Origin of the sequence: Deinococcus marmoris DSM 12784 (genome assembly GCF_000701405.1) — a bacterium.
GTDB classification, from domain to species: Bacteria; Deinococcota; Deinococci; order Deinococcales; family Deinococcaceae; genus Deinococcus; species Deinococcus marmoris.
Window position 1 is genome coordinate 15,031 of sequence record NZ_JNIV01000006.1, and the last position, 19,993, is coordinate 35,023.

Here is a 19,993-nt window from a genome sequence, read left to right on the forward strand (position 1 = left end):
ACATTCAGCCTGTTTCTTCTCTACTCTTTCGTTAGTTGGCGAAATAGCCAACCAAGGAGAAGACATGCGCACCCCCCTGCTCGCCCTGACCCTGGCCCTGACGGGTTCTACCGTAGCCGCCTCCATCCCCACCACCCTGAGTGTCGGACCGCTGACCCTGCGCGGCACCCTGGAAACACCGGACGCGCCCGCCCCGTGGCCCACCGTGCTGATCGTGGCTGGCTCCGGCCCCACGGACCGGGACGGCAACAGCGCCGGGCTACCGGGAGCCAACGACAGCCTCAAGCAACTGGCGCAGGGCCTGGCCCAGCAGGGCATTGCCAGCGTGCGCTACGACAAGCGCGGCATTGGTCAGAGCGTGCCCACTTCAGGCCCAGCCCTGCGCGAGGAGGACGTGGTGTTCGGGGACTTCGTGAACGACGCCGCCGCATGGGTCCGGCAGATGAAGGTGGACCCACGCTTTGCCGGTGTGGGCCTGATCGGCCACAGCGAGGGTGCGCTCATCGCTCTGGCGGTGGCAAACTCCACCCCAGTGGGTGCGGTGGTCACGCTGGCGGGTCCCGGCGAGAACTTCGCTGATGTCATCGCGCGTCAGGTCCGTGCCAACACAGCCAACCCACCCGCGCTGGTGGTTGAGGTGGACCGCATTTTGGCCGAGCTACGCGCGGGCCGCCGGGTGACGTCCGTGCCACCCGTGCTGGCCGCGTTGTTCCGGCCCAGCGTGCAACCGTTCCTGATCTCGGCCATCAAATATGATCCCGCTCAATTCATTCGGACGGTCAAGGCCCCGGTGCTGATCGTGCAGGGCGAAAGTGACCTCCAGGTCACGCCCGACGACGCCCGGCGGCTGGCCGCCGCAGACCCGCGAGCCAAACTCCTGCTCATTCCCGGCATGAACCACCTGCTCAAGCAGGTGGGTGGCGATCTGACCCTGAATCAGCGCTCCTACGGTGATCCCACCGTGCCGCTCAGCCCCACGCTGCTCCCCACCGTTGTCCCCTTCCTGAAGACCAGTCTGGGCAAGCCGTCCACGCCATGAACGAGGTGTTCAAGGCCCTGGCCGATCCCACCCGCCGCGAGATCCTGCGCACCCTGCGCGGTGGCGAGCAGACGGCGGGCGAACTCGCTGACCTGTTCCCGCTGACCAAAAGCACGCTCAGCCGTCATTTCGCCGTCCTGCGCGCCGCTGACCTGGTCACGTCCGAGAAGCGCGGGACGTCGGTGGTCTACCGGCTGAACACGACAGTGTTTCAGGAGGTGTCGGTGGGTCTTTTCGAGCTGTTCGGCGCGGCCCCGGCACGGGCGCCGCGGCCCGCAACAATGCAGCCGAAGGAGAGCCTGTGAAATTCAAGGAATGGCCCACCGCGCTGTGCTTTCTCGCGTCCGGCGTGATCATCGCCGTGATCTACCCGCGCCTGCCCCAGTCCGTCCCGGTGCATTGGGGCATTGACGGGACCCCAGACCGGTTCGGCTCCCGCTTCGAAGCGCTGTTCACGGTGCCGCTGACCATGCTGAGTGTCATCGCGCCGCTGTGGCTCATCGAGCGTTTTTCCCCACCAGACCGCGCCAACACCACAATTTTCCGCACCGTGCGGCTGGGGGTTGGGGCGTTCACCCTGCTGCTGACGCTGGCCCAGGCTCTGGAGTGGAACTTGGGCCGCGCCGCATTGATCGGCACGGGGCTGCTGCTGGCTCTGCTGGGCAATGTGCTGGGCCGCGCGCAGCCCAGCGTCTTTGTGGGGCTGCGCACGCCGTGGGTGTTTCTGAGCCGCCGGGCGTGGTTTGCCTCCCAGCGCCGCACGGCCCTGTGGTTCACTGGCCTGGGCGTGATGTTGATGGGAGTCTCGGCATTGTTGCCCTTGAATGTGCTGTTCCCCTGGGCCGCGCCTGTGGGTCTGCTGCTCAGCACGGGGGGCATGGTGGCCTGGCTGGTCTACGCGTCTTACCGGGACTGGAAGGAAGATCCTGCGCCGGAACCCGTGTTCAAGCCCTGAGAGCCTGCGCCTCGTGGTGGTCAGTGACCGGTGACGTTGCCCACAGCAGGTTTGACTGGCAGCGACCGTACTGGTCACAATATGGAGCGGCCTCATCCAGCTCACAACTTCCCCCTGAATCCACTCCCAATAATGCAGGCATGCCCGCCCCACCCACGACGGCCACGTCGCTTGACAGAGACCGTTACACGGAGAGCCTCCGGGTCCTGCGCGAGTTGATAACGATGTACGGCAATGACGCCTCGGCTGACACGCTCCTCAAGTACGCCCACCAGCATGGTCTGCGGGACGTGAACCACGCTCTCTCGCGATGCATCGACCGCGCCACCAGCATCGCTGAGCGGGTGGAGGCCGTGCAGGTGGCGCTGCACCCAAGCAACAGTAAGACGCTGCTGATTCATACGGTCCTGGCCCCCGACGAGCGCGGACCCCGCTACATGGCACAAGCGGCAGCAAAGGCGCTGATCGCGCTCGACCCGGCCAGTGCGGCGGCCGTGCTCGGGGGCATGCCGTTGCCGGTCGAGGCCCTCGAGGACCGCCTGACACGCGAGCCTGAGTTCACGAAGGCTCTGCTGCTGCAAATGGGTCTGCCCGAAGCCTGGTGTACGTTTACCGCGCAGGAGGTGACTGGCCCCGCCTTCTTGTTGGGTGAACTGTTCAAGGAATTCGGCGAAGAGCGGCACATCTGAAGCATCCCCGTCCCCCATGGCTGGGCGGCCATAAGGCGGGCGCGCCAGAACTGTCAGTGAAGGCCGCAGTCCCAGGTGGCGGACACAGATGCGGGCGTCATGACCCCCTGGCCGCCCGGGACTCGCCGGGAAGCTTCGCCAGCCCGCCCGAGCTTCCTCCCATTGATGGAAGTCTGGTCTTCGCCCCGTTGAGGCTTCCGTCTGAATCTGGGGAGGCCGGGCCAGTGAACCCTCCGGCGCCCAGAGCTGTTTCGTCAGCACGCGGACGATCTTGTAGGCCGGGGTCTGGTCCTCCTGCATCTCCGTATCGTTGTTCCCCGTGCTCTGGCCCTACGCCGTGCGGGTCTGCGTTAGGGCAATCCACGCAGGCGTCGTCTGGGCAAAAGCGTAGCCGACCAGCGGGACGACGGCGGTAGCGGCTAGGGTGAGCAGGACAGTCCGGGTATTCTTGTTCATCAGTCTTGCTCCTTATCGGGGCAAAGCCCTACATCGGTGATGCGGCACGGGCAGCCGCCAGGCTGCGGCATAATGCCCGAACGTGACGTGGTACCCGGCCTCCAGCCAGCTCCCTCCCAAAAATTGTCTCCCTCTCAAAAATTGCCGTCATGCTCCGAGCGGGGCCGGGTGATAGGTCACCCGGCCCCGCTTTTCTTATTCAAGATGGAGGCGGACCGCACCCGGTGTGCCCCCCTCCGCGTGCTACAGGTTCTCGCCTCCAGACTCGGTCAGCTCGTGAGCGGTCCCCATCAGTTCCATGGCCAGACTGGCGACCGCGCTGAGCTGGGACCGTACAGCCAGAGACAGCAGCACAGCGCCGCTGGCCCGCAGCGCCTCAGCCAGTAAGGCATGCACCCGCTCGCCGCACGTCAGAAAGTCCTCGCCCATCACCTGCAGCGCACCGGCCATATGGACGCCGTGGAGCGGCACCATCGGTCGGTGCTCAAGGTACCAGTCCATCAGGTCGTCCGCCGTCAGGCGCTGTGCGCGGCCGAGCAGCACCAGGCCCAGGCGCAGATCCAGGTCAGGGACGTCGTGGTACGCGAGGTCCCGCCTGACGAGCGCCGGTTCCGGCGGGGCGTATGCACCGGCAATGCGGCAGCTGACCACCTGCGTCATCACGTGATCGGCCCGGTTGACGATCTCCCGGGCGTGCGAGTCCACCGCCGCCAGGACGCCCCCGTGCTGCCGCAGCGCCAGGTGCGGCGGCACGAGGTCAGGTGCCGGCTCCCCCATGCCCCGCGCGAGGGCCTGCCACTCGTCGTCGGTGACCAGGTGGGCGGCGACGCGCTGCATCGTCTGGTGCGCAAGGACCAGCGAGCACTGGTCGAGCGCGTAGGGAAAGGCCTGATGGGCGCGCCGCACAGCCTCACCGAGATCGGCCGCTGCGGTCTGGACGCGGGCTGTCAGGCCGTTCGGAACAACCTCGTTCAGCAGCGAGAGCACCTCGTGCACACTGTCCGCTGCGGCGTCGTTGCCGTTCTCAAGCAGGTCACGGATGGCGCGGGCCAGCGGACCTCCCATCCGCAGGGCGTCGGCAGTGGCGGTCTGAAGGGCGTTGAGGTGCCGAAGGTTTGGAGAGGTTTTCATTTCCGCTCGACTGTGACAGCCGGACCCACTTCCTCACCAGCCCGCCAGAACGTGTTCTCGTGAGAGTGCGGCGAGGGAGCGACGATCGAGGTCCTGACCCCGCTGCAGCGCGCCCGCTCCCCGTGATCACCGCGTTCCCAGTGCAAGGCGACGCCCTCTGGCGTGGTCGGGCCGTGGCTCTGGACATCTCCGACGTCTCCCGCCTGCGCCGGCAGACGCTGCGGCTGTACCAGACCCCGGACGGCGGGTTTCCTGCACGGTAGGTCACGACTGATCTCGGTTCGTGGCTGATGACATAGGGACGCTGCTAGGCAGCTGAGGCGATGCGGCTGAAGATGCAGTGCCACTCTGGCCGAGGCCGGAACCCAGATGGGGGCCGCGGCCAGGGCCAGCGGCGCACAGGAGCGCGCCTAGCTCCCGCATACGCCCTGCGTGACCGCATTTTGAGGCCCGAGTGCGTCCGGGCAGCACAGCGGTGTCACGCGCCACGTCCAGCGATTTGAGAGTCACTCTTCAAGCCCCTATCCATGCCACACCGCGCCCAGGGTCTCGGCATTGCGGTAGCAACGGAACGGAGCAGCGAGGTATATGCGCGTTGATCACTGGTCCGACTCGTCTGGACCGCGACGCTTCCTGAAGGACCGTGCTGAGTCGCCCCAGACGTTGCTCGGGGGCGTAACTCTAGGCGGCTCTGACCCTGTCAGCTGATCTGCACCGCGCCAGGGTTCGATGATCGCGCGCGCGCTGCGGGACTTCAGGGTTACCAAGACGGCATCACCAGCGAGGCAGGCTGTGCCGTCCTGTGCGCCGAGCTCGACGCGCGCGTGGCGCACCTCTACGGCCTGACCGAAGCCAAGTTCATGCATATCCTGGCCAGCTTCCCACTGGTGGTGTAAGAGGTGAAGAACGCAGCGCTAATGGCGCACCGCAAACCCCAGAGCAGGGGCCCCCAAAAGCCTGCATTGACCGCACTGCGGAGCTGAACGGCCCCAACTGAAGGGAGACACAGCAAATGTCGTTCTTCAAGCGGCTTTCCGGCTCACGCCCCACCACCACGCCGTCCGGGTACCCCCGCCCCCGCCCTGACCGAGGACGTCAACTCGGTGCTCTTCAACATTCTCGGCAGCCAGGTCCACAACAACAGGGGCTGGCTCGGACAGCATCATCCGGACGCGGTTCAGCTCACACCCCCGGTGCCGGGCACATCGGCACTGGGCGCTTGGGCCGTGGGGCCGGGCGCCACCAGTCTCCGTCAAGCGCTCAGTTCCAACTCTGCCATCGCCGCTTTTTGCCAACAGCGTCAATTTCCAGGCGATGGCCGGAGTGCCGGCGGCCACCGGACACCCAGGGCCCAGGCCAGTCAGCGCCAGCGGACCCAGGCCGCCGATCGGCACACAAGCGGGGCGTCAAATCACCACGCGCCGCGCCCGGCGCAGCGGTACTTTTGGTTGCATACTGCGGTCCGGTGGTGGAGTGGAGGTTTTACTGTCCCTCTGGACGATCGCTTCGCGTGAATTGCAGGTTACGTACCGTTGGATTGCTATAGCTGAACCCCACAACCTTTCCTGCCGAATCACGCTGGAAACGCACCGTCATTCCACCTGCCTGGTACAGATCGCGTGCAACTGGAAGGAGACTGATCCCCGTGTCCGGGTTGAATTCCAGACGCAGTATCAAGCTCCCGTCAGCGGAGACGAGTCGAAGGACCGACCCGACCTCGTTATTCTCGTAGCGGCCAGCCAGCATCTGTAGATCAGCGGCAGTGAGAGTGGTTGGCTGAGCGCGACGGTAAGAGGTCTTCTGACCTTCCATGGAGATCAATTCAAGTTGATTCTGAGACAGGAAGTGTAGTTCGAATTCATCTTGTGAGCGAAAGAAGAGATCTCCACGCGGATTGCGGAAGTGGTCTGAGCTTACCGGAACGAGCGGGGGGCCACCGGGGATGCTCAAGCGGCCGTTGTCGCTCAGCAGGCGCAAAGGTTCGCCGGTGCGTTCGTCGAGAAAAAGCCCTGCCTTGCCGTTCAGGTCGCCCGTCGGCACGGTGGTGGTCGGTGCGGACGTCTGAGTGGAGTCAGGGTTTACAGCAGGCAGGAATACCTCGGCGATGCGACGCGCGATGGTGGATGCGCCGACAGCGTCGGAGTTGCAGAGCACGGCAATGGAGAGCTTGTCGTTCGGCAGACGACCGAGCCAGGAATGATACCCGGCGGCGGCGCCGGAGTGCCAGATGACCTTGCCCTTGCGGTAAGGCTCGATGATCAGGCCACGGGCGTAACTCAGTGTCCTGCCGTTGTTCAGTCGAGCGGGTTCCTGAAGTTTTGCGGTCACGAAGGGGCCAAGCCGCGCGGCAGTCAGCGCGTCGTTCCAGATCAGGAGATCGCGAGCGGTGCTGAAAAGTGCACCGCCACCACGGTCATCGCCGAGAAGCATGTCCTGCTTCCAACTGTTGCTGTCTTTCGCGTACGCAAGGGCGCGATTCTCGATGACGTCGCGCAGATCCTCATGGTAGGCGGTGTTGGTCATCCCGAGGGGGTCGAACAGGCGTTGACGGGCGAATTCAGAAAATGGCAGGCTGCTCGCGCGCTCGACGAGTTCCTTGAGCAGCACGTAGCCGCTGTTGGAGTAGGCCCATTCGTTGCCGGGGATGAAGTTCAGGTTGCGCTGCCGCAGGATCAGCGTCAGGATATCGGCCTGACCGCCAGTGAGCGGCTGGAGGCCGGTCCAGTCACGGACGCCGGAGGTGTGGGTGAGCAAGTGGTCGAGGGTGATCGTGTGATCGTAGGTGGGCAGCTCGGGGAAGTACTTATGGAGATCGTCGTTGAGCGAGAGGCGGCCTTCCTCAACGAGAAGGAGCACCGCTGCGGCGATGAATTGCTTGCGCAGAGAGCCCATATCGAAGATCGCATCGGGTGTCAGTGGAACGGTTCGCTCGAGGTCCGCTGAGCCGTACGCGCGATTCAAAATGACCTGGCCATTCTGGGAGACGGCGATGACGCATCCGGGAGTGGCTGGTGTAGCCCAGCGGAAGAGCGTGTCGATCTGACTGGGCATGTCCTGTGTCTGGGCGTGGGTGGAGGTGCTGGCGAGGAGCAGGGTGATGGCGATGGACAGAGGGAGAGAGCGGGAAGGGAGTGGGTAAATGTGCCTCATAGTGACCTCACTTGCGTTTACTCGTCGATGCTTGGAGACCTCACTGATGGGCGTGATGGTCTCGGCCGGTGTCGTCCGCGTGGAGCTGTTGCCGTGATTGACCTCTGGAGTTGAGTCATGGTGGGTTCGGCGTCGGAGTGTGCTGCGCTTGCCGCTGCGGCCGCAGGGCCGCAGTTGCTCGTGGGATGATCATTTTTTAGGTGAGGTTAGTCTTCAATCCATTCCAGCAGATCACCGGGTTGGCATTCGAGGACACGACACATGGCTTCGAGGGTACTGAACCGCACGGCTTTTGCTCGGCCGTTTTTGAGGACAGCCACGTTGGCGGGCGTGAGGCCGACGCGCTCTGCGAACTCGCCGACGCTCATCTTGCGTTTGGCGAGCTGGACGTCGATGCGGACGATGATCGGCATTAAATCACCTCGTCCATATCGGTCTGTAGGGTGGTGGCCTGTCGCAGTAGGGCACGCATGACGATCATCAGGAGGCCCAGAACGGTCACACCGATGAACCAGGTGAACAGCAGTAGGGGCAGGCCGGGGTCATCAGCCTGCAGGCCGACGTAGAGCAGTGCGCCAGCGAGGATGATCCAGGCAGCAACGATGGCACGGACGATGACATCGACCCAGGTCATGGAGACGCTGGTGAAGATGCGGTTGGCGGCAATGAGGGCCAGCAACTTCCAGATGGCAACGAGAACGATCTGCGCACACAGAATCCAGCAGGCAAAGACGATGGTGAGGGGCCAGCGGAGGTGAGCGCTTTGAGGATTCTCTTGAGCCATGTGTGCGAACTGTCCAGGGAAAGAGAATGTCTGGAGCAGGAGGAGGACCATGAAGAGGGTCACGAGGGACACTCGCAGCAGAGTGACGGCCCAGCGGTGAATCGGCATGTATTGACTATCGTTCAATACCTATCGAAAGTCAATACGCAGGCTCTGATTGATGAGATTCGCAGAGAACAACTGAGACGGCAGATGGCAGCGCCATGCCGCGCATGGCTAAGAAGCTGAGATGTCCTTTGTTGTCTCTAATCAAGCCTTCCGGTGATTCACCGGAAGGCGCTGGGGCGGCTGGGTCCGGGCGTCCAGTCCGCCGGAAGGGGGCTTGGCCTTTGTGCTAACCCTCCCGCGTCCAGCAGCGGAACGCGACATGCCGCTGGTCTGAAGGCAGTGGAGCGGCCGCGCGCTGCAGGCGGGCCGGCAGATCGGCCGTGGACCCCACGGTTTGCTGGGCGAAGGTCTGGTCTCCGCAGACGCTGTCCAGAGCGGCACGGGAACCGTTGTCCAGCAGGTCGCACAGCGCGGCGGCCGGCTCTCCGTCACCACGGATGGCGGTGGTCGTGGCCTCCTGGGCACCTGCCCACCCGCTGGCGCTGCCCTGCCTGGAACAGGCAGGGCTGAGCGACGTGCGCGACTCTCTGCTTACGCGCCTCCAGTGGCAAGGCAGCTAGGATGCCGGCCATGAGTACCCCGCACGCCCTACTCGCCCGTATCGCCGGCCTGTCGGGCCGGATCGACACCCACCCGCTGCCGCGCACCGCGCACCGCGTCTCTCCCACTCTGGCGCACGTGCACAGTCACACTGACCCGGTGAGCCGCAGCCGCGCACTCGAGGAGGTGCTGTGCGCAGGTCCACCCAGCGTGACCGAGACCCGCCCCGGCGCAGTGCGGCAGTTCCACAGCCTGGCCCTGTCTGAGCCCGCGTTCCTGATGTGGGCCCTGATGAGCGGCCCCCAGCGCCAAGCGGCCCTCAATCTGGCGCTCGCCCACCTGGACGGCGAGATCCAGCATGGGCGCTACGAGCTCATCACAACCCAGCGCGAGGACTACGCCGTCCCGGGCATGACCGCCGGCCCCGGCCTGGTCGTCGTGCGGGCCGCCGGGCGTCGGCGCGGACCGGGGCCAGACATCCTCGCGTGGCCCATCGCAGGCTGGCGCCCTGGACGCCACGCGCGCCCGCAGGATCTGGGCGGAGAGCCGCTGTGGGAGTTGCTCGAACATGACCTCTCTACGGCCCTGTTTCGGGCACCAACCCAGCACGATGCCGTGGCCGCGATGCTCGCAGCGCAAATTACCCCCGAGGACCCGCGTCTGCTGCTGCGCGTCACCTGAGCGAAGCGCGAGAGGCTCTCTCACAAATTAGCGTAAGAATGTTGCATATTGATGGCGTGACCAACCGCACCCCCACCACCACTGCCCGCTACCCTGGCACCTGCCCGGTCTCTGGCCAGCGCTACGAGGCTGGCGCACAGCTGGAAAAAACCTCCATTGGCTGGGCCCTGATCGGCGCCCAGCCTGCGGCCGTTCCGGTTCAGCGTCCCGAGAACCGCCTGCGCACGCTCGTGGCCGCCGATATGGTCCCCGAGATCGGCACCGTGTTCGCGTGCGAGGGCGGGGTCGTGGTGGCCACCGGTGCCAGCGACCGCTGCTGGTATCTGAGCGCCGACACGCTCGAACACATGGGGCAGCCCAACCTGGATTACGGCGGCCCCGTGACCTACGTGTACTACCGCCTTGCCACCCCGGAGGAAGCGCAAGCCTACTGGAGTCCCCGCAATGTGGATCACGGGCAGGATAACGCGGCGGCCGAGAACGCCTGGCGTCTGGCGTACTATGCCGAATTCGAATTGTAAGAACGCAGGGGTCTTTCCGCGCATGAAACGTCGACTGAACTGGGATATCTGGCCCCCCACCCTGGGGGCCTTTCCCATCCATGTGTGCCAGCGCCGACCTGAGTGACGTGACAACGGTGACCTGACCACCCCCACCCCTGGATCCCGCTGCATGCCAGGCCGTTTCACGGAGCCCCAGGATCAGAACGACGGGGGGCATAACGCTGACCATCGGCGCGGATCACGCCCAGCTGCGGGGTCACCAGGAGCCCCTGCTGTCCCAGCTGCCCGCAGCCCGGCGGCGCCCGCTGTTGCCGACCATCACGATCACGCTCAACGCCGCCGGCACGAACGGCAGCTGGGGGAAAAGCAGCATCATGCATCCCGTGCCAGATCCTGGGCCTGCGCAGCCCAGCATGCCATCGTTCTGAGGCTTAACCTGGCTAAGGCCCGACAGGCTGGGGAGAGCGCGTTTGCCCGCGACGACGCGCAGCTGTACACCCGCATACCCCACTCTACCTGTGCCTTGCCGCCCTGTACGGTGTGCTGGCGTTCAGGCGCAGGGACCAGTAGGCGGGAGCAGTGGGCGGCCTGACTGTCCGCGGGCGAAACGATTTTGACTATTCGCCAGAGCAGGCTGACTCTGGCGTGTCCAGCCGCAGGACCGGGACTCTTACGGAAGGGGCGGTCCAGGCGTCGTGCTGTCCGCCAGTCCGTGTTCCATGGCCCGGCGAGCCAGTTCCACGCGGTTGTGTAGGCCCAGCTTGGGCTTAACCTGGCGAAGGCCCAATTTTTGGCCAACTCGGATGAGAGGTCGAGTTTTACTGTCTGACACGCCTACCGTAAGCATCGTCCGCGAGGCTGCTGCTTGCGAAAACCTGTCGCCATTACTCTAAATTTTGCAATAGAGATACACAATCCAGGAACGCTGCTTTCTACGGGACGCCCTCTGGATCACACAAATGTTCATTATCGCAAGGCTCGCAGCCGGGAAAGTGAAAGGATCTCGGCCCTCAGAAAGTCTGGACCTCAGAACTCGCTCCGGATCATCTAGAAGTCGCGGTCAGGTGTGGGGACAGACGCGTCTGTCCCCACACCTGACCACTGTCCATTCACGGCTGACTGTTCAGTTCAGCAGCGTCAGGTGGGAGCAAGCTTGAGTGGCGCACCCGTCGTAGGTCACCACCGCCACACCGCCGTTACGGGTGGTGATCATTCTGGAGATCCGGCCCACGGGGGTGGACGTCATCTTCAGGCTGCTGGTCTCCAGGCGAATGGCCTTGAATCCATTTTGCAGCCACAACACGCCCGGCGTCGCCGCGTCAAGGCCAATGACGATGAAGTTTTGCGGCCCAGGCAGGGTCGCCCTGGAGATCACCGTGGACACGCGGCCGTCCGGATCCCGGCGATTCAGATTATTGTTGATATCTGTAAGCCAGATGGTGCCGTCATTGCCGATGGCCGCCGTGAAAAATGGATACCCGTCCAGGCGCGTCCCCAGATCACGCACCGCGCCCGTCACGGTATTGACTACCACCGGAAGATCTGTGCTCAAAGCCAGATACAGCAACGTCTTCCCATCGGGACTGACCAGAAATTCTGTATTGTCCAGGGAATAAACGCGCGTCCGGTCCATGACGGCCACCTCGCCCGTCACCGGGTTCCAGCGGGTCAGCACCAGGCGCTGGTCTGCAGCGTCGCGGCCGACATACCACAGCCGTCCATCGGCGTCCGAGACAGCCTGACCCATACCTTCCGGTTTGACCACGGTGGTGAAGGTGCCGTCCGGTCTGACCAGCTTGGCCTGTGTGCCACCATTCGCGTACGGCAGGGCGACCACGTCACCGTTGCTCAGGCCGGCCAGTTGGCCCACCTCTGGCAACGTCACTGTGGCGGCCACGCCGCTGGACGTGAACCGTTTGAGCACCTGGTCATAGGAGTTGTTGGTCTGCGTCTCGGCGATGCCAGTCAGGATCCACACGCCACTGCTCACCGGGGCCAGCCCGCGCTCGGACACGCCGCCGTTATTGATCAGCGTCCGCTGGGGGCAGACCCCCAGGGCCAGCGACACCGAACTGGTGGCCCCGGGGCCGGACACCTCGATGGTCACATCGCGTTGGGTGGGGCTTGCTCCTTTGGCCACGGTGATCGGCAGCGTGATCTCGGTGCTGGTGTTGGCCCCGAGGGTGACCTGAACGGGCGCCGCACTGACCCCGGCAGGAAGCCCCTTGAGGCTTAAGGTGACTGGCCCTGCGTAACCGAACAGGCTGACGAGCTGTCCCCGGACAGCTCCCGTTTCTCCCTGACAGACGAATTCCTCAGTACCGAACTGAAGCTTGACGCCGGGTCGCTGGACACTAATCGTCCCGAAACCACCGCCCGCTGACCGGCCCGCGCTGTCGTTCACGAGGAGCCGGAAGGGCAGGATGCCCGGGACTGTCCCCGTGTACCGGAAGGTGAGCTGGGTGTCGAGCTGTTGCGGCGCAAGGCCCAGACCTTGCACGAAGGCGCTCTGCCCCTGGGCGGCCCCGCTGGCAGCTCCCAGGGTGGGCAGCGTCAGTCGGGATGGCTCCACCGTTAATCCCGGCACGTCGGTGGACAGCGTGACCGCACCGGAAACGCCGCCGACCTGCTGGAACTTGGCGGGCACGCTGACCGTTTCATTGGCGGCAAAGGTCAGCGGCGCAGTGCCCAGGTCGACGTTGACGAATGACTCGAACAGCCGGCCTTTGAGCTGCGAGGCCGCCGCCGGGTCCAGTGACTTCAGCGTGAGGCGCGTCGGGACGTCTGTCTTCGCGCTGTACTCCACGGCGTTCCAACCGGCCTTCAGATCAAGGTCATAGACCACTGAACCGCTGTTTCCGCAGTCGACGGTTCCACTGGTCCGCGAGGCGGCCGTGCTGTAGATACGGGCCACCGTGCTGCCCGGCACCGTCGATCCCGCCACGAGCTCCTCATGAATCTCGCCCAGGGGATCACCCTGCGCCGAATACGCGTACAGGCGGCTGAACCGGAAGATGTCAGGGTTGGCGGTGCTGGTCCCCGTGAAGGTACATCCACTGAATGGCGGGGGAAGCAGGGTGGACGAGCGGCCCGTGGAAGGCGGAGCCGCGAGCTTCAGATCCACCTCGCCCGATGCGCTCAGGGTCCCCCGGGAATTGGCGCTGACGCCATCGGCATTGCCGAGCAGCACGTACCCCGCGGGGAACGTTGCCCCAGTCACGGTACCGCTGATCTTTGCCGGACTGATTGCCGCGCCGCGCTGCGCCGTGTAGGTCAGCGTGACGGTCTGGTTGGCGTTGACCGTCACCGTCTGCTCGGCAGGAACATCGAACCCGGGCACGGCGGCGCCCTTGACCGTGACCACGGTCCCCGCCGCGAGTTGTGTGAAGGTCTTGGTTCCGGTCACCGTGTCGTTCCACAGGACCGTGTTCCCCGCTTTGACGGAGACTGGAGCCGCCGAGACGCCCATCAATTTCACGTTGAGAGCGAAATCGGCGGTGGGCGCAGGACCATTTCCGCCACCACAGGCAGCGAGCGCGGCAGAGAGGGCAAGGCAAGCAGGAAGTCGAAGTGTCTTCATATTCTCTCAGAATTTTAATGTTTTCCGCTCTGGTGGGTGGAGAGATTTACCACGTTGGACGTATACAGGCGTCTTGCGCAACCTCTGTGCAGCCTTAAATCGGGGGTTCACAGGTTGAAGAATCGCTTGACCTTCGTCTCTGCAAGGCTCTAAATTGCAGCACCAGCAACTCCCAGATGACCACTTGACCCAGCGCCGTGGCCAGCCTGCGCAACGACAGCCAACGTCACGTACCCCCAACGGGGGTGGAACTTTTCAGAGCCTCCAGCGCTCAAATCTGCTTGACCCGGCCTGGTGCAGACCTGATAGTACGGTGATGAGAAAAATATGTATGGCCCTCGGGCTCACGGCACTGCTCGCCGCTTGCACCAACACAACAACCCCGGCGACCGTCAGCAGCATTCAGGTGACCGGCACCTCAAGCATCGTTATCGGGCAGACCAAAACGTTGAGTGCCGTGGCGAAGGATGCCGGCGGCAACGTGCTCAGTGGCCGCGCGGTCACCTGGACCTCCAGTGCCCCCGAATTGATCAGCGTCGACGCCAGCGGGAAGATCACTGCGCATCATTTCAGCCTGGAAGAAGCGAAAAAGACGGTGACCATCACCGCGAGCAGCGACGGCAAGACCGGCACGGTTGCCGTCTTGCCTCACGGCTTCGACTTCTCCTGCGGCACCTACACGTACAGCACTGATTCTGAGACTGTGCCCTTCTTCGCCATGTACACCCGCTTCCGTGCGCCAGACGGCGGCAACATTGAGGCCAACACCGATTACGAGGTGGTCGGCCCGGGTGGTTTCAACGAGGGCAAGGCCTATCGTGGCATGGTGTTCCAGAGCACCTCTGCGGGCAGCGGCTACGGTGGCCCGCGTGCGGTGGCAGGAACGTACAGCGCCTCGCTCAGGGTAGCCGGGGTCAACTACACCGACACCTGCACGGTCGATCCGAAGGTTGTGCTCGGCAACATCAGCACGCCCACCGTAACGGTCACTGGCAACAAGGCGTCGTATTCGGGCACTGCCCCCGCCAACACCAAGTTGGTCTACGCCTCGGTGGAAAACGACACGTCTGATCACACGACGAGCAGCAAGCTGCTGGCCTCACCAACCTTTAGCCTGCAGGATGAACTCACGCCAACAGCCCCGAGTGGCACCTACAACGCCTGGATTTACGCCAGGAACTTCGGCACCACCCTACCCATGCCCGACGTCGTGCTGATGTCCGCTACGTACGTCAGCGTCCTTAAGATTCCCTAAACTCACGCCCGACACACCGCCTAGCCCTCAAGAGGCGTTCCTATCAGGGACGCCTCTGTGCATATTCGCTGTCCTGGTTGGAATTTATGCGACATCCAGCGGGAGCGATTTGTCACACTCGACCTGCTAAAGGAGTCGTCGAAGCGACCGAGGAAATCGAGGGGAGTTTAAGGAAGCCGCTCCAGAGCGCAAAGTAGAAAATCCGTCCTCCCAGACAGCCTTTCCCTGTCAGCGGGGAAATTTTGAGGAGTGCCGAGGCGCTGGAGCGGAGCCAGGAATTGGAGCGGGCAAAGCGGAGCGGAAAAGTCAGTTGATCGCGGAGGCACAAACCGTAGAGACGCGCATCGCGGTGTTACAGCAGGCCAACGCAGAGAGCAAGGAGCAGACGGCTCCAGAGAATGACCCGCCATAGTGTCAGAGCATCGCCCAGACGCCGCGGTCCCGGCCATGCGAGGTGCTGACGTGGCCGCTGGCGCTGAACCAGGAAAGATCACGCACAGCCTGCATCACCTTGATTCCTGGTCAGCACCAGGCACCAAGGTCGATCTTCTATGCTGCACATGGGTGATGTGGCACGGGCAGCCGCTGGGCTGCGGCATGATGCGTGGACGTGACGCAGGACCGGACTTCCAGCAAGTCCACTCCCAACAAATCGTCTCCCCCCTCCGAAATCGCCCTGTCCTTTCGCTGAGAAGGCGAGTTCGGGGGGAGCGAGCTTCGCGGTGCTTGTGCAGCTGCTGGGGCAGGGTGGGCAATGGAATGGGCTGGGCGAGGGTTCTCTAGATTGACTGGTCCAGGGAGGCCATCTGGGCGGGCGACAGCACCTGCAGGCTCTCCAGGGAAATCAAGTCGGACAGGCGAACGACGAAAATCACGGCCTCGGCGATGTGCTCCGGGCGCAGGCAGCTCAGGGGCTGGATGCGGTGCCGGGCGGCCAGACAGGGGACTGGCGTGGTCATGTCCGGCCCCATGGTCGTGAAGCGGACGCTGTCCATCACGTCGTGGTGGCGCATCTGGTGACCAAGGCACCCGGCACCCGGTATGGAGGACAGCGCCAGCTCGAGAGCCTCGCTGGTCACCGAGGAAATGGTCACGATGCGCCCGATGCCCCGGGCGCCCATGGAGGGCAGCGCGGCGTAGGTGGTCCGCACCATCCCCAGCACATCACCGCCGAGCATGCCGCGCCAGTCGGTCGTGTCGGTGGCCGGACCGAGCAGGGTCAGTCCCGCGTTGTTCACCAGGATGTCGATCCGGCCGAACGCGTGGGCGGCACGGTCCACGGCGAACCGGGCCTGGGCCTCGTCCGTCACGTCCGCGGCCACCACCTCGGCGCGTCCCCCAGCCAACCGCACCTGCTGCGCGAGAGCGTACACATGCGCCTCCCGCCGCGCGACGAGCACCACGTCCACGCCCTGCTCCGCGAGTGCGAGCGCCGTCGCGGCGCCGATGGCATTGCCCGCCCCCGTCACGACCGCGACCTGCCCCGCCAGGTTGCGGGGGCCCCCCGGCGTGGGCGCACCGGGCGCGGAATGGGTGGCAAGCGGCAGGAGATCGGCTCCGTCGTCTCGGTGACTCGACATAGAGGAAGTGTGGACGCTCCAGCCAAAGTCCACCACCCGCCGCCGCCGCCTCGTGCTCCGGAGATGAAAAGCGGCACGCTCACTGGCGTTGAGGAAAGTCAGATTGTGCTGCGCAACCATCTGCAGAGTGATGCTTAAATGCGTCGTAGACACACTCCAGCGTAGGTCATTTTGCGCTGTGACACCTCTGTGCATGGCGAGCGATACGGTGTCCCTATGCCACGTCCCAAATTTCGACCTTCGCCAGGTTAAGCCCTTCCGTTGCAGTGTCATGAGGGTAGAGCCGGCACCTGGCGCCTCCGGCTCTACCAGGCTGCTCAGTCCTGTTTGACCAGTCGTTGCGCCGTCGTGGCGCTAATGCCCAGTCCGGCCCCGATCTGAACGTAGCTGTGGCCAGCAGCCCGCAGGGCACGGGCCTCGGGCCGGAGACCAGGCTCAATGCGGGGCCGCAGACTCAGCCCATGGCGCGTCCCCCATTTGCTGAGTACCTGGTTGCTGTAGCCGTACTCGACTTCCATTGCCGCCAGGCAACCCAACCGATTCAACTCGCGGATGAACCAGTCGCGTGCGTAATACCGGGGTAATCCCTCTGCCTGCACCTCCGCCTCCGTCCAGTTCTGCTTCAGATCATTCTGGTGCCGCCGCACCGCCTGCGTCTCCTGTGGCGTCAGCCCCAATACGCGTCCAACACGTGCATTCCGTGTGTGCATGCCTGCCCTCCTTTTTGGCGTTCTGAAAATCCTTTCTGGATTTCCGCCTCCTTCCTCTGCTGCACCTCCGTGACCCTTCTTATGCACTTCCAGCTCGCGCCCTGCGAGGCGGTTCGTACCAGGATTGCGCCCGCACATATGCCCGAAATCGCAGCCGGCTGCGGCATCATTGGGATCACGTGACCCCATATCCTGACGTTTCAACACCACCACCTGTGAAAATTCACCGCATAGGGAAGACGACTAAAATCGGGGGCACCTTGTGGCAGGGGCTGTAACCCTTCCCTGGAGGGTCCTGGTCGGCTCCACGCTGACCCGGAACTGGCCCAGGCGAACGCCTTCCCCGGACACGCTGATCGCGGTTCCCGCCGTCCCCCATCCGAATGGACGTGGCTGGACCGCCGAACTGTGCTTCGACACCCCGCCCACGGCGACGGTCCCGCTCTACCGGTGCGGCTGGGCCTCCAGAACCATCCGCGACACGCCGAGCGGCCTGGACGGCGTCGAGTTGGTCATCCGGCGGCAGCGCTGGCAGACGCGGGACAAGCAGCCACAGTTCACCTCCCCTGTTCCCCAGGACCTGGCCGATCTGAACGCCGGCGGCATCAAGGTGACGAACGCGCTGATCGCGTTTGTCCAGGACGTACAGGGGCAGACGGACATCCCCGCCTCCCTGGTCGTGCGCAGTCTGGGTGACAACGGTCGTCTGCTCACGCAGGTCCGGCGCGCGGCGCGCGGCGCACCGGGTGAGGTCAGCGCGTTCCTCCAGACCGACCGGTACATTCTCAAGCGTCCTGCAAGCGTGGTGCAGCACCTGGCGATGGACGAGGTCTCTCTTGGCGGGCAGTACTGGACGGTTTTAAGCAACAATGATCCAGATCCGAACCTGCCACGGGGCCAGCGGGTGATCGGCCTGTGCCGTGGCCGTGAGGTCGCCGACCTGCTGCCGCCGCTGCGGATCGTGGCGTCGTGGTACCGCGAGTGGTGGCCCTCACAGCCGCGACCGACGCGCGTGACCGCGGACATGTGGGATGCGTTCTGGCTGGCCGCCCGGAACCCGGACGTCTTTGGCGACCAAGTTCTTTTCGCCACCGATCCATTTCACCTGCGAAAGCACATCCGCGAGGCAGATGACGCCGCTGAGAAGGTCTGTCACTCCTGTTGCACGGACGGGGCCCGCTGCGACCGCTACAGGTACAACCAGGAGGTGGGCGAGGTGCTGGGCAGCATCTGGCAGGTCGGCGACGCCACCGGGTGGCGGGCCTTCAAAGAGCGCTGGTACGCGCTGCGGGCCAGGCCTGGAACAGGGGCCTGGTTGGAGCCCCATGCCCGTTTCGACCGGATGCTGCGCTCAAAAGCCTGGGGCTCGCGGCTGCGGGTCCTCGGACAGACATTCGGCACCCAGCATGACGGCAAGCGGCCCAGCAACGCCCGTGGGGAGAGGGCCAATGGAACCGTCCGCGAGGTGATGCAGCACCTGCGCTTCAGGTCGGCAGAAGGCCGGCTGGAGCAGATCATGACGCAGCTGCATGCTGCGCAGGACTGGCCGGAACCAGAACCAGTCCTGCTGTCGCCGGCACTGCTCCGCTGTCCCATCTGCAGTGAGCAGGCCGCCCTGCCACCGCGCACCGGCTGGCGGCCGGTGGCCACCCTGCCCCGCGGGCTGACCCCGCTGATCCTGCAGGCCCCGACCCGGGTGCGGTGTTCCACCTGCGGTGTCCAGGCCATGCCTGATCCTGGGCCCGTCACACCCGCGCTCGTCGAGTGGCTGCGCGATCCTCTGCAGGGACCGCTCAACGGCGCGACCCTGGAACGCCTGACGGGCATCCCCGCTCAGCAGATCGGTGCCCTTCAGGGAAGTCCGGATCTGCCCGCGACGTCCTGCCCACCGACCGTCATCTACGACGAGGTCTGGACCTCGGGCCGCGTGTGGCTGCTCCTAGCAACTCCTCAGGGCGAGCTGCTGGATCTGCAGCTGGTGAAGGAGGAGAAGCCTGTGGATGCTCCTCGCAGTCGATACCGCCCAGGCCGTCATGACCGGGTGGCCCAGGCCGCCGTGCAGTTCTTGCAGGCACACGAGCCCCCTGGAGGCTATCGGCAGGTCGTGCTGAGGCAGCGCTACCCCCAGCTCAGCTGGGCGCTGTGGAATGCAGAGTGGAAGTATCACGAGGAGAATGACAGCCGCCTGCCGTTTGGCCTCTCCCCTTACGCGGCCCATGGGCTGCCCCGGCGGGCCTACCGCGCTGTCCTGCGCTACCTGCGGGACGAGAAGCTCACGGGCAAGGGCGCTGCGGATGAGCTTCCCCTCAAGACCCTGTACACAGCGGATCTTGAGAAATGGGAAGAGCACGCGCTCTGGACCACCATGAACCGGGACCATCCGGAGATCGCCCAGCTGCTCCGCGAAGCGAGGAAATTCAGGGATCTGGTGGCGATGGACATCCGCAAGGGCTTGTGGGTTGAGAGGCAGGAATGGATGGAGTCGCTCAGGCTCGAGCACCTCGTGGAGGAGTTCTACAACCGCGGCCTGGCGAAAGCAGACCGGGAGACCCTGACCGGGGCGGCGCGCGTCCGGGCCGACCAGTGGGCCGCCTGGCGGTCTGCAGAGTGGCTGGTCTTCGGCACGATGCGGTATCCGTCCGTCCCAGCCGGTCACCACCCGCACCTGCTCGCGCAGGTCAAGCAACTCCTGAGGAATTCACCGAACCGCCGGCCGGAACGGCAGAGAGCCCGCATTCTCGCCTACGTCGCCGCACACCAGAAAGTGCAGGCAGCGCGGGCACCGAAGTGGCGCAGAGTGCGTAAGAAGCACCCGAAGTGATGACGGCCGTT

Annotated in this window: 16 protein-coding genes; 8 read left to right on the forward strand and 8 right to left on the reverse strand. The window is 64.6% G+C overall.

Going from position 1 to position 19,993, the window contains the following annotated elements:
• The first annotated feature begins 64 nt into the window (after positions 1–64).
• The 4 genes from Q319_RS0101905 (at position 65) to Q319_RS0101920 (ending at position 2,683) form a co-directional block, all read left to right on the forward strand.
• Positions 65–1,039, forward strand: a complete 975-nt coding sequence (locus tag Q319_RS0101905) for an alpha/beta hydrolase family protein (protein ID WP_029480134.1) — start codon at positions 65–67, stop codon at positions 1,037–1,039.
• Positions 1,036–1,344, forward strand: coding sequence for an autorepressor SdpR family transcription factor (locus Q319_RS0101910; protein ID WP_034413379.1), 309 nt, complete (start codon positions 1,036–1,038; stop codon positions 1,342–1,344). Before Q319_RS0101905 ends, Q319_RS0101910 begins: the two co-directional genes overlap by 4 nt.
• Complete coding sequence (locus Q319_RS0101915; RefSeq protein WP_029480136.1) at positions 1,341–1,994, forward strand: DUF1648 domain-containing protein; 654 nt, start codon at positions 1,341–1,343, stop codon at positions 1,992–1,994. The genes Q319_RS0101910 and Q319_RS0101915 overlap by 4 nt, the downstream gene beginning before the upstream one ends.
• Before the next feature lie 140 nt (positions 1,995–2,134).
• The gene (locus Q319_RS0101920) at positions 2,135–2,683 is read left to right on the forward strand and encodes a hypothetical protein (RefSeq protein ID WP_029480137.1); all 549 of its coding nucleotides are present in this window, start codon (positions 2,135–2,137) and stop codon (positions 2,681–2,683) included.
• A 330-nt stretch (positions 2,684–3,013) separates the two neighbouring features.
• On the opposite strand, the gene Q319_RS28940 is transcribed toward Q319_RS0101920, so the two are convergent.
• From Q319_RS28940 to Q319_RS0101955, 5 genes are all read right to left on the reverse strand, one after another.
• Positions 3,014–3,139, reverse strand: coding sequence for a hypothetical protein (locus Q319_RS28940; protein ID WP_281173820.1), 126 nt, complete (start codon positions 3,137–3,139; stop codon positions 3,014–3,016).
• A 243-nt stretch (positions 3,140–3,382) separates the two neighbouring features.
• On the reverse strand, positions 3,383–4,270 hold the full coding sequence (locus tag Q319_RS0101930) for a hypothetical protein (RefSeq protein ID WP_029480138.1): 888 nt from the start codon (positions 4,268–4,270) through the stop codon (positions 3,383–3,385).
• Between the two features lie 1,482 nt (positions 4,271–5,752).
• Entirely contained in the window at positions 5,753–7,321 is a 1,569-nt protein-coding gene (locus tag Q319_RS0101945) for a serine hydrolase domain-containing protein (RefSeq protein ID WP_162178610.1), read from the reverse strand.
• Positions 7,322–7,626: 305 nt separating this feature from the next.
• On the reverse strand, positions 7,627–7,833 hold the full coding sequence (locus Q319_RS0101950) for a helix-turn-helix domain-containing protein (RefSeq protein ID WP_029480142.1): 207 nt from the start codon (positions 7,831–7,833) through the stop codon (positions 7,627–7,629).
• The gene (locus tag Q319_RS0101955) at positions 7,833–8,276 is read right to left on the reverse strand and encodes a DUF2975 domain-containing protein (protein WP_211252320.1); all 444 of its coding nucleotides are present in this window, start codon (positions 8,274–8,276) and stop codon (positions 7,833–7,835) included. The genes Q319_RS0101950 and Q319_RS0101955 overlap by 1 nt, the downstream gene beginning before the upstream one ends.
• Before the next feature lie 606 nt (positions 8,277–8,882).
• Between Q319_RS0101955 and Q319_RS0101965 the strand changes: the two genes are divergently transcribed.
• Positions 8,883–9,533: a hypothetical protein gene (locus tag Q319_RS0101965; RefSeq protein ID WP_156039127.1), complete on the forward strand. Its 651-nt coding sequence runs from the start codon at positions 8,883–8,885 to the stop codon at positions 9,531–9,533.
• A 56-nt stretch (positions 9,534–9,589) separates the two neighbouring features.
• Positions 9,590–10,054: a hypothetical protein gene (locus tag Q319_RS0101970; RefSeq protein ID WP_029480149.1), complete on the forward strand. Its 465-nt coding sequence runs from the start codon at positions 9,590–9,592 to the stop codon at positions 10,052–10,054.
• A gap of 1,105 nt (positions 10,055–11,159) precedes the next feature.
• Here Q319_RS0101970 and Q319_RS0101980 read toward each other — a convergent pair.
• Positions 11,160–13,616: an NHL repeat-containing protein gene (locus tag Q319_RS0101980; RefSeq protein ID WP_156039128.1), complete on the reverse strand. Its 2,457-nt coding sequence runs from the start codon at positions 13,614–13,616 to the stop codon at positions 11,160–11,162.
• A 331-nt stretch (positions 13,617–13,947) separates the two neighbouring features.
• Here Q319_RS0101980 and Q319_RS0101985 point away from each other — a divergent pair, with 331 nt between their 5' ends.
• Positions 13,948–14,871, forward strand: coding sequence for a hypothetical protein (locus Q319_RS0101985; RefSeq protein WP_029480152.1), 924 nt, complete (start codon positions 13,948–13,950; stop codon positions 14,869–14,871).
• 779 nt (positions 14,872–15,650) lie between these two features.
• On the opposite strand, the gene Q319_RS0101995 is transcribed toward Q319_RS0101985, so the two are convergent.
• The gene (locus Q319_RS0101995) at positions 15,651–16,451 is read right to left on the reverse strand and encodes an SDR family NAD(P)-dependent oxidoreductase (RefSeq protein WP_051655021.1); all 801 of its coding nucleotides are present in this window, start codon (positions 16,449–16,451) and stop codon (positions 15,651–15,653) included.
• 317 nt (positions 16,452–16,768) lie between these two features.
• Entirely contained in the window at positions 16,769–17,161 is a 393-nt protein-coding gene (locus Q319_RS0102000; RefSeq protein ID WP_156039129.1) for a hypothetical protein, read from the reverse strand.
• Positions 17,162–17,423: 262 nt separating this feature from the next.
• On the opposite strand from Q319_RS0102000, the gene Q319_RS0102010 reads away from it, so the two are divergent.
• The gene (locus Q319_RS0102010) at positions 17,424–19,982 is read left to right on the forward strand and encodes a hypothetical protein (protein WP_029480156.1); all 2,559 of its coding nucleotides are present in this window, start codon (positions 17,424–17,426) and stop codon (positions 19,980–19,982) included.
• Positions 19,983–19,993 lie beyond the last annotated feature (11 nt).